The organism is Algibacter mikhailovii, assembly GCF_014651495.1.
Taxonomy (GTDB): domain Bacteria; phylum Bacteroidota; class Bacteroidia; order Flavobacteriales; family Flavobacteriaceae; genus Algibacter_E; species Algibacter_E mikhailovii.
Genome location: NZ_BMWZ01000007.1, coordinates 116,866 through 132,185 on the forward strand (window position 1 = coordinate 116,866; position 15,320 = coordinate 132,185).

The 15,320-nt window shown below is 32.8% G+C and carries 12 protein-coding genes; 5 read left to right on the forward strand and 7 right to left on the reverse strand.

The window, feature by feature from the left end; translation table 11 throughout:
• The first annotated feature begins 19 nt into the window (after positions 1-19).
• Positions 20-1,558, forward strand: coding sequence for a RagB/SusD family nutrient uptake outer membrane protein (locus IE051_RS14705; RefSeq protein WP_189361996.1), 1,539 nt, complete (start codon positions 20-22; stop codon positions 1,556-1,558).
• A gap of 155 nt (positions 1,559-1,713) precedes the next feature.
• The gene (locus IE051_RS14710; protein WP_189361998.1) at positions 1,714-5,073 is read left to right on the forward strand and encodes a VCBS repeat-containing protein; all 3,360 of its coding nucleotides are present in this window, start codon (positions 1,714-1,716) and stop codon (positions 5,071-5,073) included.
• Positions 5,074-5,138: 65 nt separating this feature from the next.
• On the opposite strand, the gene IE051_RS14715 is transcribed toward IE051_RS14710, so the two are convergent.
• Together IE051_RS14715 and IE051_RS14720 are read right to left on the reverse strand one after the other, a co-directional pair.
• On the reverse strand, positions 5,139-6,167 hold the full coding sequence (locus IE051_RS14715; protein ID WP_229796833.1) for a glycosyltransferase family 9 protein: 1,029 nt from the start codon (positions 6,165-6,167) through the stop codon (positions 5,139-5,141).
• Between the two features lie 61 nt (positions 6,168-6,228).
• Positions 6,229-6,834, reverse strand: coding sequence for a DUF4254 domain-containing protein (locus IE051_RS14720; RefSeq protein WP_189362000.1), 606 nt, complete (start codon positions 6,832-6,834; stop codon positions 6,229-6,231).
• Positions 6,835-6,903: 69 nt separating this feature from the next.
• Here IE051_RS14720 and upp point away from each other — a divergent pair, with 69 nt between their 5' ends.
• On the forward strand, positions 6,904-7,563 hold the full coding sequence (upp, locus tag IE051_RS14725) for a uracil phosphoribosyltransferase (protein ID WP_189362003.1): 660 nt from the start codon (positions 6,904-6,906) through the stop codon (positions 7,561-7,563).
• Here the strand turns inward: upp and IE051_RS14730 are convergent.
• Positions 7,552-8,475: a DUF6427 family protein gene (locus IE051_RS14730; protein WP_189362005.1), complete on the reverse strand. Its 924-nt coding sequence runs from the start codon at positions 8,473-8,475 to the stop codon at positions 7,552-7,554. The two genes, upp and IE051_RS14730, sit on opposite strands and share 12 nt — an antisense overlap.
• A gap of 72 nt (positions 8,476-8,547) precedes the next feature.
• Between IE051_RS14730 and IE051_RS14735 the strand changes: the two genes are divergently transcribed.
• The gene (locus tag IE051_RS14735; RefSeq protein ID WP_189362007.1) at positions 8,548-8,775 is read left to right on the forward strand and encodes a DUF6341 family protein; all 228 of its coding nucleotides are present in this window, start codon (positions 8,548-8,550) and stop codon (positions 8,773-8,775) included.
• Here the strand turns inward: IE051_RS14735 and purD are convergent.
• Positions 8,770-10,041 carry a phosphoribosylamine--glycine ligase gene (gene purD / locus IE051_RS14740; RefSeq protein ID WP_189362010.1) on the reverse strand — a complete coding sequence of 424 codons (1,272 nt, stop codon included), beginning with the start codon at positions 10,039-10,041 and terminating at the stop codon, positions 8,770-8,772. The genes IE051_RS14735 and purD overlap by 6 nt on opposite strands.
• 128 nt (positions 10,042-10,169) lie before the next feature.
• Between purD and IE051_RS14745 the strand changes: the two genes are divergently transcribed.
• Positions 10,170-11,477 carry a phenylacetate--CoA ligase family protein gene (locus IE051_RS14745; protein ID WP_189362012.1) on the forward strand — a complete coding sequence of 436 codons (1,308 nt, stop codon included), beginning with the start codon at positions 10,170-10,172 and terminating at the stop codon, positions 11,475-11,477.
• Here the strand turns inward: IE051_RS14745 and IE051_RS14750 are convergent.
• The 3 genes from IE051_RS14750 to IE051_RS14760 form a co-directional block, all read right to left on the reverse strand.
• A complete protein-coding gene (locus IE051_RS14750; protein WP_189362013.1) occupies positions 11,461-12,240 on the reverse strand; it encodes a glycosyltransferase family 2 protein in 780 nt (259 codons plus the stop codon). The two genes, IE051_RS14745 and IE051_RS14750, sit on opposite strands and share 17 nt — an antisense overlap.
• Before the next feature lie 10 nt (positions 12,241-12,250).
• A complete protein-coding gene (locus tag IE051_RS14755) occupies positions 12,251-13,660 on the reverse strand; it encodes an exopolysaccharide biosynthesis polyprenyl glycosylphosphotransferase (protein ID WP_189362016.1) in 1,410 nt (469 codons plus the stop codon).
• A 133-nt stretch (positions 13,661-13,793) separates the two neighbouring features.
• Positions 13,794-15,113 (reverse strand): undecaprenyl-phosphate glucose phosphotransferase, encoded by a 1,320-nt coding sequence (locus IE051_RS14760; protein ID WP_373294373.1) that lies wholly within the window; start codon positions 15,111-15,113, stop codon positions 13,794-13,796.
• Between the last annotated feature and the right edge of the window lie 207 nt (positions 15,114-15,320).

Consider the following 15,320-nt stretch of genomic DNA (forward strand, 5'->3'; position numbering starts at 1 on the left):
AATAAAAAACATATAGATTATGAAAACAAATTTTTATAAGAATCCATCTAAAGGTGCGGTCGTTTTGGGATTGTTCTTTTTGATGACTATCATAGCAACATCTTTTCAAAGTTGTGCCGACCTAGACCCAGATCCACTGGAGTTTAATTTACCGCCAGAATCTTTTGGGAGTTTAGAAGAAATGGATAAAGGTATTATAGGTGTATATAGAAGAGTTACTCAGTCTGCACGTATGACCACATTTTATGCACCGGCTTGGGGTGGAGATGATATGACCACACACAGAGCCTTAAATAAAGCCGATTTCAGGGAGTTTGATCAAAGAGCAGTATTATCTTCTAATAGTAGGTTATTAACCAACTGGAATGCTATTTATAGTTCTCTGTCAACAATTAACGGAGTTCTAGAGCGCTCTGAAGGTTTAATTGATAATCCTGCAGTAGATCAAACATTACTGCTTCAATATAGAGGTGAAGCGTATTTTTTAAGAGGCATCTTGTTTTATCAATTGGCACGTGTACATGGAAGAATACCATTAACACTTACTCAATTTCCACCACCAGATATTTCAAGAGGAACACTTGAAGAAGTATATAGCCAAATTGAAGCCGATTTATTAGAAGCTGAGGCCACACTCCCTGACATTTATCCAAATGTTGAAGCTGGGGCTCCGAGACCTAATAGTGGCTCGGCTAGAGCATTATTAGCACGTTTATATATGGACTGGGGAGGATACCCAATAAAAGACGCCAGTAAATATACTCTTGCTGCAAGCAGCGCTAAAACCGTAATGGAGAATGCATCCTCTCATGGATTTGGTTTAATGGATGACGTAGGAGATCTATGGAAAGTAGAAAACCGTTTCAATCAAGAATCTCTTTTCACTCTAGTATATTGTACCACCGCAGAAGGTTGTCCAAATAATAGTATAGCCAATAGAAAATTTGCACGTTTAGGCTTACCAGCCGATTTAGGGGGATGGAATGAAACTTTTGCTGAGATCAAGTTTTTCCAAGATTTCCCTGAAGGCCATAGAAAAGATGTTACGTACAGAACGGATTTAGATTGGGAAGGATTTAATGCTCAAAAAAGCCCCGTTTTTGCAAAAGTAACAGGTCCTATTGGAGATTTAAATGCAGGTTCTTTCGAAACCCCTCGAAATGACTTCTTCATGCGTTATGCAAGTATCTTGTTGATTTATGCTGAAGCTTCAGGTTTATCAGGAAATGTTACGGATGAATCTTGGGAAGCCCTTAATAAAATTCGTAGAAGAGCCGCTGGATTACCGTATGGAACACCAGACCCGAGTGTTGATGTAACCTCAGGAGTTATTGAAGATTTGGCTTTTGAAGAACGAAAATGGGAATTTGCGGGTGAATATATAAGATGGTTTGATTTGGTAAGAAGAGAAAAAGTAAAAGAAGCACTTTCTGTAAGAGATATACCAGATGCCCCAATACCAGAACATAATCCAATTATTGGTAGTCTTGAAACAACAAATTATTTGGCTCCAATACCTGCAGATGCAGTAGCAAAGAATCCTAATTTAGCAAATTAGTTATTTAAGTTTTGAGTTAGTAAAAAGCGGTAAGAGATTTCTATTTCTTACCGTTTTTCGTATTTCAAAAAAAATACAAATTCGTATATTTGATTATACATTTTTTTCCTCAACAATCCATTAACCTGTGCTTGTTAGCCAAAATACCGCCTTAAATGAAAGCCTTCACGATTTTAAAAAACCTCAAAAAAATATCTGTTTGGAGCTTTTTATTTTTCATTACATTTTCCTGTAATCAAGAAAATAAGAAAAAACCTCAAATAAAAAAATCAATTACAGAGGCCAAATTATTTACTAAGCTTTCTCCAAAAGAAACTGGTGTAAATTTTATAAATAAACTAGAAGAAACAGTAGAGGCTAATTATTTTCAATATAACTACATGTACATTGGGGGTGGCGTGGCTGCAGGAGATATAAACAATGATGGCTTAGTTGATTTGTATTTCTCTTCAAATACAAATGAGGACAAACTATATCTAAACAAAGGTAATTTTCAATTTGAAGACATAACCCAAACTGCAGGTTTCTTGAATAATGAAGGATTTAACACTGGGGTTACTATGGTTGACCTGAATAATGATGGGCTATTAGACATCTATGTTTCTCGAGGGGGTTGGATAGATGAGGGTAATAAATTTGCCAATTTATTATATATAAACAATGGCGATTTAACCTTTACGGAGAAAGCCCAAGAAATGGGCTTAGCAGACTCAAACCGAACCATTCAAGCTATTTTCTTTGATTATGATAATGATAATGATTTGGACGCTTACATATCAAATGCAGCAGACATAGTAAACCGAAATCAAACGGAAGTTTTTGATTTAAAAGATATTCAAAACAGTCCTGAAACCATAAAATTAAAAGGCAGTGATCGCCTGTATATGAATGACGGTACGGGGCGTTTTACCGATGTATCCAAAAAGGCAGGCATCCTCCCTGAAACCGCTTTTGGATTAAACCCTCAAGTTTTAGATTTTAATAATGATGGTTGGTTAGACATATATGTTAACAATGACTTTAATATGCCTGACTTTGCTTATTTAAACAATAAGAATGGCACCTTTACTGAATGCAGAGATCAAGTGGTTAAACACATGTCTTTTAACAGCATGGGAGGAGACGTTGCCGATATTAATAACGATGGTTTTCTAGATTTAATGACCCTTGACATGAATCCTAAAGATTACATCAGGTCTAAGACAACAATGGGCATGACATCCATAAGTCAGTTTGAAAAAATGACCGCTAATGGCTATCACTTTCAATATATGCATAATATGTTACAGCTTAATAATGGCAATGGTACCTTTAGTGAGATTTCTAAAATGGCTGCAGTAGGCGATACTGATTGGAGCTGGGCAGTGCTATTAGCTGATTTTGATTTAGATGGACTTAATGATATTTATGTTACTAATGGGGTCTTTAGAGACGTGATTGATCGAGATTCCAATAAAGCCATAGTTGATCAACTTAGAAAAAATAACAGAAAACCAACCAAAGAAGATTTTCTGAAATATGCTCAAATGCTTCCCCAGCAAAAACTAACAAACTACTTCTATAAGAATAAAGGCGACTTAACTTTTGAAGATACTTCAAGTAAATGGTCTAATGATGCACCGTCATTTTCAAATGGTGCCATTTATGCCGATTTAGATAATGACGGTGATCTAGATATTGTGGTAAGCAATATCAATAATGAAGCTACCATACTAAAAAATAATGCAAAAGATAAAAAGGACGCAAACTCCCTTCAAATACGATTGCAAGGACCTAAATCCAACCAATTTGGACTTGGGGCACAAATACATGTTCTATTAGAGGACAGTACCAAAATGACAAGGCAGTTAATTAATACACGTGGTTTTTTATCTTCAGTCTCTAATGAAATCCATTTTGGACTTGGCAACAATGCTTCCATACAAAAGGTTAAAGTAAAATGGCAAGATGGCAAAACTCAAGAACTAACTAATATAACGGCCAACAGTTCCTTATTAATTAAGTACCAAGACGCAACTAGCTCACAAAATAACACAGTTATGCAAGCCTCTTCTAAGTTATTTGAAAAACAACCTTCAAACTACAAACATATTGACCCGTATTTTAATGATTACGATCTTCAAGTCTTATTACCGCATAAGCTGTCACAAACAGGTCCAGGATTAGCTGTTGGAGATATTAATAATGATGGAATAGATGATGTTTTCATGGGCGGTGGACATTCACAAGAAGGGCAAATATTGATTGGCCAAAAATCTGGAGGTTTTAAAAAATCCAATAATTCAATTTTTAATCGGGATAAGCAATATGAAGATGTAGGCGCCTGTTTTTTTGATGCTGATAATGACGGTGATCAAGATTTATACGTAGTAAGTGGCAGTTATGAATTTGCAAGAAAGCCAAAACTATTACTAGATAGGTTGTATCTTAATAATGGCAAAGGAACATTCACAAGAGGAAAACTTCCTGAATTTGTTTCATCTGGTTCAGTAGTAGTTCCATCAGATTTTGATAATGATGGTGATATTGACCTTTTTGTAGGTGGCAGAGTAGTTCCTGCAAGCTACCCAAATAGTCCTGAAAGCAAACTGCTAATCAATACAAATGGCGTTTTTAAGGATGCCACTAAAACCATAGCACCCGAATTGCTCAACATTGGTATGGTAACAGATGCCAAATGGTTTGATATTGATAAAGATAGTGATTTAGACTTAATACTAACCGGTGAATGGATGGGTGTAGAGGTGCTTTTAAATAATTCTGGTAAACTAGAAAAGACAAACCGCTATGAAGCACTCCAAAACACTAAAGGCTGGTGGAATAAGCTATTCATTGCAGACATTGATAATGATGGAGATGATGATATTATTGCTGGAAATTTAGGCTTAAATTATAAATTCCATGCCTCCAATGAAAAACCATTCCATGTTTATACCTCTGATTTTGATTTTAATGGCACACAAGATATATTCTTAGCAAAATATTATAATGATAAGCAAGTACCTGTGAGAGGCAAAGGGTGTACCGCGCAGCAAATGCCTCATTTACAATCTAAAATCAAGTCATATACAGATTTTGCCAATAGAGACCTTGAAGGCATTTTAGGTCCCGGTATTAAAAGGGCACTACACTATGAAGTGAATGAATTTAGATCGGGCATATTTATTTATGAGGGTGAAGATAACTTTCGTTTCCAACCCTTTGAAAACAAAGTCCAACAATCGCCTATAAATAGCATTTTGTATTATGATTTTAATGGTGACGGATATGATGATTTATTACTAGCTGGAAACAACTATCAATCTGAAGTTGAAACCACAAGGGCTGATGCCGGAATTGGCAATATTTTACTTGGAAATGGCAAAGGAGATTTCAATAGTATAAATCATTTAGAATCAGGTTTTTTTGTGGATAAAGACATTAGGAATGTTACCCTTACTCAAGGTCCTAATGGTAAAACAATTATTGTGGCTAATAATAATGACAACTATGATTTTTACAAAATAATAAATTAGATCCACCGTAATTATTACAAATCAATACTGCCTCCATTGTTTAATATTACCTGATGGGGTTAAATTTAGAGTGGTTTGAGAATAGTGTTTATTTTATCAATTATCGTAGTTGGCGAAATGTTTCCAGCCGCATTTTTGTAATTTTCGGGATACTTATTCCCATAAATAGAGGTAGGTATTAAGGGAAATTTAGTTCTATCCGGCAATAAGGCGTAATCATCAGGCTGATTGAATGGAACAAAACCAGCATAAGGGTGCGTTACCCCCCAAATAGTAACAACTTTAACACCTAACATAGCGGCAATATGTGCATTTCCGGAGTCCATAGAAAGCATCACATCTAAATTTGAAATAACGTCTAACTGGGCCTCTAGCGACAATTTACCAACTATGCTAACGGTATTTTGAAATTTTTGTTCAAGGTTTTTTAGGGTATTAACTTCATGTTCTCCACCGCCAAATAATATAATCGTGTACACCTTTGAAAGCTCACTAATGACTTCCTCCATAAGGTCTAATGGATATACCTTACCTTCATGAGCAGCAAAAGGCGCGATACCAATAATCTCCTTGGAATAGATCCTTAACAGCGTTTTAATATCATTATTTAATACAACGGGAGCGGGAAATTTAGGATTAGAGAGGTCAACGTTGAAACCCAAAGTTTGAAAAACATCAGCATAACGTTCATGCGTACTTTTTAAGGGTGTAAATAACTTACCTGAAGTTAATAAACGCTTTTCTTTTCTTCCTTTATCAATGACCGCTAAATGGTCACAGGTTATAAAGTTTCTTAAAATCTTACTTCTTAAAACGTTGTGTAAGTCTGCAACACCGTAAAACAAAGTTTTATTGAGATCTTGGGCCAATTTATAAAGTCCAATTACACCTTTATGTCTTCCCTTAACCTCAGCTGAAACAAGCCTAATGTTTTGTAAATCCCTAAAAAAAGGTGTAAAAAATTCACGCGTTAAAACCGTGATTTCTACACCTGGAAATTGTGTGTTTAGAGCTCTTAGAACAGGCACTGTCATTGCAACATCACCCATGGCCGAAAGCCTTATTACTAAAAGGTTTTGTTTTGGTTTCGACATTATTTAAATCTAAAAGAAATTAGGTTAACCAAAACAAAAAGACCTTTAAGTTTTATGTTCGTTATTTTTGTCCTCTTAAAACGGGGTTCAATTCGTCATCATTATACATTTTCATCTGCTTATAGACTTTCATGTACTTATCCCCATTTTCAATATCACCCAATAAAGTATCAATGGCTGTTGATAAATCAACACGCTGCTCCAACAACACATCTAATTTAGCTTGACATGCTGCTCTATGTTCATCTGAAGCATCTGTTCTAGTTGCTTCTTCATTCATATGGTAAACCTTTAAGGCCAAAATAGATAATCTATCTACACCCCAAGCAGGACTTTCGGTGTTTATAGTCGCACTCTCTTTAGCTGTAACATCCTTATATTTTTCTAAAAAATAACTATCGATATACTCAACCATATCCGTTCGGTCTTGATTTGAAGCATCAATCTTACGTTTTAATGTTAAGGCTGCTATAGGATCAATTTGTGGATCTCTAATGATATCCTCATAATGCCATTGTACGGTATCAATCCAACATTTTCTATATAGTAAATGCTCTAATAAATCCGTTTTGTCATAAGGATTTTCAAAAGGTTGATCTACAGTATTAACAATATGATATTTTGCAATAACGTCTTGAAATATTTTATTAGCTTTTGTTGTAAACATAGTCTTAAATTTAAAACACAAAGATACTTATATTTGGTTAACTTTATATTGAAAATCCGCATCTAGCTTATGAAAATTCATCATCTCACTCAGCAAAATTCTGTCCTAAATACTTTTCTTTCTGAAATCAGGGATTGTAAAATCCAAAATGACCGTATGCGCTTTAGGAGAAACATTGAGCGCATTGGAGAAATATTAGGCTATGAGATGAGTAAAAGTTTGAATTATCAAAGTAAGTCTATTAAAACACCTTTAGGATCCAGTCAGGTTGATTTAGCTACTAATGACATTGTATTATGCTCCATTCTCAGAGCAGGAATTCCTTTGCATCATGGTTTACTGAACTATTTTGACAAGGCTGAAAATGCCTTTATTTCAGCATACAGGAAACATATAGATAATTCAGAACAATTTGAAATCAATGTGGAATACATCGCTTGTCCTAACTTAAAAAACAAAACCATAATATTGGCAGACCCCATGTTAGCCACTGGACAATCTTTGGTTGCCACATTTGAAGCTTTAAAACCTTTTGGACCACCAAAAGAGGTTCATGTAATTAGTATTATTGGGGCACAAGAAGGTGTTGATTTTATAAGTACAAAATTTGACAGTAACACACAGCTTTGGATTGCGCGAATTGATGAAGAACTTAATGACAAAGGCTATATTGTCCCTGGAATTGGTGATGCCGGTGATTTGGCGTTTGGAAATAAATTACAACAATAACAAAATAAAAGGCAATACAACCAGCACAGATAGAAACAATTCTTTAAACCATTTATCCTGAATAATCTCTATATAGTTTGCAATAATAATAGATAAGGGCGCAAATAGAAAAATAAATTCTCCGCCATCTTTATCTGGAGCTAGTACTAAAATTATGAATCCAATTAATGCTGCAACAATAACAGATTTAAAGGAGACCCTGTACCTTTTTTTCTGTTTCCTAATATTCTGTAAATAAAAAAAAGAAGACCAAATACCAAAAGACAGAAGCACCGTAATTGCTACTAAATACCTTAATGCGTTATAATTACTAAAATCATAACTTACTCCGGGAGGATAATTAAAAATTTCAAAATAATTATTGTACACCACTAATGATACGGCACAGGATATTACGAAAACGGTGAGTATTCCTAAAAAAGGTACAATCCAATGCCTTAAATTCTTATCCGGATAAAGCATTAAGGTAACGATGATTAGAATAAAAAAAAGGATGGACCAAAAGTAAAACAAGGATGCCACTCCAATCCAAAACGCAGCGTCAAAAAGCTTTTTTTTTATATCCTTTTGTGAGTGTAAACTAATTATACGACGTAACCCTAATAAAACAAAAAAATTAGACACTAAAATATTAGCATTATTAGTGGTTTCAGTAATGTATAACAAAAACAAGCTAAACAATAATACTTCATAATTACTTTTATTTGTTAAACTATTCTTGCTAGCTATAAAATTCAAGAGTAAAATTGAAACCAATGCTACAAATACTAAAACCAACTGTTTCATAAGGACTTCAAAAGAAAGCCCTTCAACAAAGAGTGATTTTCTAGCTAAAACAAATGCTAAAAGTGTCACCACAAATACGATGATAAAATTTGTTGGTTTAGATTTATTAAAAAAACTTGTTATCATTAACTGTTTTTGTATTTTTGCCACGTAAATATACTAACTAAATAATGGTTAGTATTTAATAAATAAACACAAATGACTGATTTCTTTTACGCCATACAAGACCTATTTGTAAATGTTCTTTTCGCTCCTTTGGATGCTATAAGAGCTTTAGAACTTGAAAACTGGTTTGCTGCAAACTTAATCTCTTGGATTTTTATTATAGTTGGTTTTGTTGCTATGGTATATTGGATGATCCAATTAAAAGGTTTTAATGATAATAACGAAGAAGATAAAAGTATTTCTTCTCATTCGTTTTTATAAATCGAACCCAATATCTTTACGATAATTCATCTTATCAAAATGTAGTTTTTCTATATTTTGATAAGATTTTTTTATGGCCTCTTGATAAGTTTCTCCGTAAGAGGTAATGGCCATCACACGTCCTCCAGAAGTCACTATATTTCCATCTTTGATTATAGCTCCAGCATGAAACGCAATAGAATCTTCTATAGTTTCAACTCCTGAAATCACTTTACCCTTTTCATAACCTTCGGGATAACCACCAGAAACTAACATTATAGTTGTTGCGGCACGCTCATCAATCTCAATATTGATTTTATCCAGTGTACCATTGGCCATAGCTTGTAACACTTCAACTAAATCATTCTTTAATCTTGGAAAAACAACTTCGGTTTCAGGGTCACCCATTCTCACATTATATTCAATCACTTTAGGATCGTCACCAACTTTTATAAGCCCAATAAACACAAATCCTACATACGGTAATTTATCTTTCTTGAAACCCTCAATAGTAGGTTTTACTATACGCTCTTCTATTTTATTTAAAAACGCCTCCGTTGCAAATGGCACTGGAGAAATAGCACCCATTCCACCTGTATTCAACCCAGTATCTCCTTCTCCTATACGTTTATAGTCTTTAGCTGTAGGTAGTATTTTATAATTTTCGCCATCAGTAAGCACAAAGCAGCTTAACTCAATACCATCTAGAAATTCTTCAATAACTACTTTTGTACTCGCCTGACCAAATTTAGCATCAACCAACATACTTTTTAGTTCGGCTTTGGCTTCATCTAAATCATTCAAGATCACAACGCCTTTTCCCGCCGCTAAGCCATCTGCTTTTAAAACATATGGCGCATTTAAAGTCTCTAAAAATTTATATCCATCCGCAACTGTTTCTTTTGTAAAGCTTTCATAAGCTGCTGTTGGGATATTATGTCTGTATAAAAATTCTTTTGCAAATTCCTTGCTACCCTCCAATTCGGCCGCTTCTTTTTGTGGGCCAATAACAGACACATGTTTAATGGCATCATCATTTAAAAAGAAATCATGAATACCTTGTACCAAAGGGTCTTCTGGTCCTACAACAACCATATCTATATGCTTATCTAAAACCAACGCTTTAATCGCTTCAAAATCGGTTACGCTTAAATTGACATTAGTTGCAATTTTATCAGTTCCCGAATTACCAGGAGCTACAAATAATTGATCACATTTAGAGCTTTGTGCTATTTTCCAAGCAAATGTATGCTCTCTTCCTCCAGACCCAAGAATTAAGATATTCATTGTTATGTTTTTTAATGAGTTGCAAAAATAACGGGTTTTTAGAATAAGCCATGAATAAGTTCTCTATTTTTTCTTAAATTTTCAACTAAAACAGGAATAATCTTTAGCTTTGTTTTTTGCTTCATTCTATGAATTTATTTAATCTTTCGCTGAAACTAAATGGCTACCCGATTAAAGCAGCTGCAAAAATGCTGCAATCTATTCAATCTAAAAATATTGATGATTCTACAAGGTATATAGAGACCCAAAAACATGCCATTGTCGACTATCATTTAAATCACAATAATTTTTACAAAGCTTTTGCAAAAAACAGTAGTAGTACAGATTGGAAAAGAATTCCTGTTATGGGAAAACATGATTTGCAACAACCCTTAAAAAATAGATTATCTAATGGGTTTAATGAAAGTGACATCTATGTGAATAAAACATCGGGCTCCTCAGGAAATCCATTTGTATTTGCAAAAGACAAGTTTTGTCACGCCCTTACGTGGTCCATTTTTATAGATAGATATTCTTGGTTTAACATAAATACTAATACTTCTAAACAAGCGCGCTTTTATGGTATTCCTCTAGATAGCAAAGGCTATTATAAAGAGCGTTTAAAAGATGCCTTGGGCAATAGGTTCAGATTTTCAGTATTTAATTTAAGCGATGAGCAATTAGAAAAGAATCTTAATAAATTCAAATCGACCACTTTTGATTACATAAATGGCTATACCAGCTCAATTGTTCAATTTGCCAAGTTTTTAGCAAGTAAAAATATTGTATTAAAGACTATTTGTCCATCATTAAAAGCTTGTATTGTTACTTCTGAAATGCTCTTTGAAACAGACAAAACGCTTTTGGAATCTCAATTTGGCATACCGATTATAAACGAATATGGGGCTGCAGAACTTGGACTAATTGCATTTCAAAACAAACAGGACGAATGGATTATAAATACTGAAGATTTATATGTAGAAATTCTTGATGAAAATAATAATATTCTACCCTATGGTGAGGAAGGACGTATTGTAATTACCTCATTATACAACAAGGCACACCCTTTTATTAGATATGACCTAGGCGATGTTGGAGCGCTATCAAAGCAAAGCACACCCCAAAAACCTATCCTTAAAAAGTTAACGGGTAGGACAAATGACATTGTTTTATTACCTAGTGGCAAAAAGTCTGCAGGACTAACGTTCTACTATGTAACCAAAACCATTATTGAAGAAAAAAGTTCTGTTAAAGAGTTTGTGATAGAACAGCTTACAATAGACACTTTTAAGATAAGCTATGTAAGCCCCCTAGAATTAAGCAATGAAAACCTTAAGAATATCAAAACTGCAATTTCTAAATATTTAGAACCTAATTTAAATATAATCTTTGAAAGAAATGAAAAACTAAACCGTTCTAATCGCGGTAAATTGAAACAGTTTATGTCTCATTTGTAGTTATAAGGTACTTGGGTTTGATGAGAAAATGTTCAAGTAGAAATACCAACATATAATACAAAGATTTAATAACTGAATACCCCAAACCTTTTTTATAAACCCAGTAATTATGCTTTAAGAGGTTGAACTTATTCGCAGATATGGAGTTATTTCTCACTCTATAATAAGCTAAGGATTCTTGTACACCCTTTGCAGGTTTTCCAGACTTTTTTATAGCCGATAACCATAATAACCAATCTTGTCTTTTTCGTAAATTAACTGTTGTTATTTTACCCAGATGTTTCACACTGTACACCCCAGTTAAATTACCAATATAATTACTCTTTAATAATTTACGATAAGACAATGTTTTTAATGCTTTAACCCTTCTATGCATTAAATCCCCATTTTCATCAATTTGATCATAACTACTAAAACAAACGTCACAATTGTTCAAACTCATAAAATTAAGCTGAGTTTCAAGCTTATTGGGCTTCCACAAATCATCGGCATCAAGAAAAGCTATATAATCTCCAATCGCCTCTGTAATCCCTTTATTTCTAGAAATAGCAGCCCCTGAATTAACATTGTTTTTTAAAAGCTTGATATTTGTGTTTGTTTCTAAAAAAGGTTTAATAACTGACAGTGTATTATCTTGAGATTTGTCATCTATTAAGAGTAATTCCCAGTTTTTATAGGTTTGATTCAAAACACTTTTAATTGTTTCTGAGATATAGTTCTCAGAATTATACATGGGCGTTACAATAGAAACTAAATCTTTCAAAATATATAGCTTAATAGGCTTTCTCGTCGCCTTTTAAGGCATTAATAACCGTTTGTATTATTATTTTTAAGTCGAGTAGTAATGACCAATTCTCGATATAAAAATTGTCATATTTCACTCTATTAATGATATCAGTATCGTTCTCTACTTCACCCCTGTAGCCTTTTATTTGGGCTAAACCTGTTATTCCCGGCTTTACATGGTGTCTAAATATAAAATTATACTTATCTATTTTTTTAGAATAATCATCCGTGTATGACAACATATGAGGTCTTGGACCAACCACACTCATGTCGCCCATCAATACATTAATAAATTGAGGTAGTTCGTCTAAACTCGTTCTTCTTAAAAACCTTCCTACCCGCGTTGTTCGATCATCATTTTCCTTAACATAGCTGCCTTTTACTTCTTCTGTAGTCCGTAAAGATCTATATTTAAAACAATAAAACTCTTTGTAATTAATCCCATTACGCTTATGCCTATAAAACAAAGGGCCTTTAGATTCTATTTTAATAAGAATGAATAAAATAATTGAAAGCCATGATAACACAAAAACAATCACAAATAGCGAAAACACAATGTCAAAACTCCTTTTGACTATTCTGTTAATATCAGTATTCAAGGCTACTTCTTGAATTGACATCACCGGAAGATAATTGTAATAATCTGTATGAAGACGTTTGGTAAGAAACTTAGTACTGTTAGAAATAAATTTTAAATTATAATGCTTAATACTAGAATATTTTACAAATTCATTAACCTGTTTTTCAGATAACTCATCAATACTGCAGTAGATTTCATCTATACTGTCCTCGCCTTTTAAAAAATTAAAACCATCCCTTATGGTTCCTGTTGCTTGAACGCCTTTGACATCACTAAATGTGGCTTTTAAATTGTACCCCAATTCTTTTTGATTAATAAACATATTCTTAAGTTCATCAACGCTTGCTCCGTTGCCTACAATAATTACATTTCTAAGGTTTCCTTTTAAATAATATCTAACTTTCTTAAGAAGAAAATAACTTAATATTTTAACAAAACCTATGGCTGTAAAAATATAAATCAGATAATTTAATACCTGAAAAACCTCAATATTAATACTTCTAAAAACACCTATAAATGCAAATACAATTATAGTATACACCAAAAATTGTCTCACTAAAAGGGATAATATATTAAGAAAAGAAGTGTGCCTATAGACCTTATAGAATTTTAATAAGTATGTAGATAAGAGCCAAAGAATACTGGAATAAAAAAGGTAAAGAACATTTTTATTATTAAAGAAATCAGTCGAAAAAAAGTATAAACTCTCTGCATTAAAATTCAAAAAATAAAATGCAAAGAAATTAATAACACATAAGTCGTAAGCTATTAATATTGGTCTTAAAAGCCATGAGTATCTGCCGCGTTTATATTCCATTTATTTAATATGGTTTTTTTTTGGCCTTCTGTAGTATTATAATTTCGTTCATAAACCTTTTTAATAAGTTAATGTGCTTTAAAGCATACGTAGTCCAAAAGCTTAGCAAAAGACGTTTAAAAAACCACATTGCTTAATAAGCTTTATCTTCTCCTTTCAAAGCATTTAAAAAAGTTTGAAATACAATTTTCAAATCTAGTAATAACGACCAATTTTCAATATAAAAAATATCATATTTTACTCTATTTATAATATCCTTATCCGTTTCTACTTCCCCACGAAAACCACTTATTTGTGCAAGCCCAGTAATTCCAGGTTTCACAAAATGCCGTACCATAAACTTGTCTATTCTTTGAGCATATAGGTTGGTATGACTGACCATATGAGGTCTTGGACCTACAACGGACATATCTCCAAATAGAACGTTAAAAAATTGTGGCAACTCATCTATACTTGTTTTTCTTATAAAAGCACCAACTTTTGTAATTCTTAAATCTCCTTTTGTGGCCTGGTTCAAATGAGAATTCTCATTTGGCTTCATAGACCTAAACTTATAACAATCGAACTCATTATAATTAAAACCATTTCTCGACTGTTTAAAAAAAACAGGACCTTTTGATTCTAATTTTATAATAATGGCTAATAAAGGGGTTAACCATGACAAGACAAACACAATAATGAATACAGAAAACAATATATCAAAGAGTCGTTTAGCAAACTTACTAAATGGCTCCTGAATAGGAATTACCCTCATGGAAAGTATTGGTATAAACTCGTAATATTCATACTTTAACTTTTTAGAGTAAATATCCTTATTGTCCGGTATAAACTTAAGTTCTCTCAAATTATTATCAGCAAAATCTACTAAATGATTAATCTGCCTATTCGTAAGTTCAGAAACTGAAAAATATATTTCATCAATACTGTTTTCAATAATATAATTAAAACATTCATCTAAATTGAAATACTCATCCTTACTACTAAATTGAGCTCTAAATTTATATCCATAATCCAACCTCGTATTAAAAGTGTTTATTAATTGTCTTGTTTTTTCATTACTCCCAATTACGATAACATTTCTATAATTCCCACTTAAAATAGTTCTATATTTTTTTAGCAAAAAAAAGGTAATTAGCTTAAAAGCAATTACAAACAGTGACACCCAGAGAAAATACTCCCCTAAGGCAAGTCTGCTCATGTTTGGCTGTTTGAATACACCTATAAAAGCATATAAAACGATAGCAAAAAAGAACATTTGCCTTACAAGAAGAGGAATAATTTGTATTACCCGAGTATGTCGTTGAACCTCATAAAACTCATTTTTGATTGCAATGATTATCCACACTGAGGATATATATAAAGTAAATGTAAATACGTTATTTAGGTTTATTTCAAAGAATAAAACAGCCGTGTTAATAACTAATAAATCTATTAAACCAAAGATCGGTTTAATTAAACCTGAATATCTACCCTTTTTGTATTTCACCTATTATTCTGCGTGATTTTTTAATTCTATGAACCCATATTGTAGAAATTTACTTAAAAAAATCTATTCACAATGATAACAATAGATTTTTACTCAGAGTAACATATTTAAAACAAATTGATATAAGGTACCATATTTACCTATTAATAGCTATAAGAACAAATTACCAATTTA